Source organism: Frankia sp. CcWB2, from assembly GCF_977927585.1.
Genome location: NZ_CDWRCM010000047.1, coordinates 12,639 through 13,305, shown reverse-complemented (window position 1 = coordinate 13,305; position 667 = coordinate 12,639). Strand labels below are relative to the sequence as shown.

The 667-nt window shown below is 75.7% G+C and carries 1 protein-coding gene; it reads left to right on the top strand.

Annotation, left to right across the window (positions count from 1 at the left end; all coding sequences use genetic code 11):
• On the top strand, nucleotides 1-667 hold a 667-nt coding region (locus ACY45C_RS07410; RefSeq protein WP_462186891.1), incomplete at both ends, for a phenylalanine--tRNA ligase beta subunit-related protein.

Genomic DNA, 667 nt, shown 5'->3' with positions numbered 1-667 from the left:
AACGCCGTGCTGCTGGGCCTCGGCCAGCCGTTGCACGCCTTCGACCGGGCGAAGCTGACCGGCGCGATCATCGTGCGCCGGGCCGTCGCCGGAGAGACGCTGCGCACCCTCGACGGGGTCGACCGCACTCTCGACCCCGAGGATCTGGTCATCGCCGACGACACCGGTCCGATCGCGCTCGCCGGGGTGATGGGCGGGGCCAGCACGGAGGTGTCCGCGACGACCACCGACATCGTCCTCGAGGCGGCGCACTTCGACCCGATCACGGTGGCCCGCACCGCCCGCCGGCACCGGCTGTCCTCGGAGGCGTCGCGGCGTTTCGAACGCGGCGTCGACCCGGCGCTCGCGCCGGTCGCCGCGGCGCTGGCCGTCGACCTGCTCGTCGAGCTCGCCGCCGCCCGTCCCGAGCCCGGCGTGACCGACCTGGACCACCGCCCCGGCCTGGCGCCGGTGACCCTGCCGCTGACGGAACCGGAACGTCTCGCCGGCCGGCCCTACCCCGCCGAGGTGGTGCGGCGCCGGCTCGGCGACGTCGGCTGCGCAGTGGCCGACGGGCCGGCGACCGGGGGCCTGCCCGGTGTCCTGATCGTGACGCCGCCGTCCTGGCGTCCTGACCTGACCCGGCCTGCCGATCTCGTCGAGGAGATCATGCGGCTGGAGGGGTACG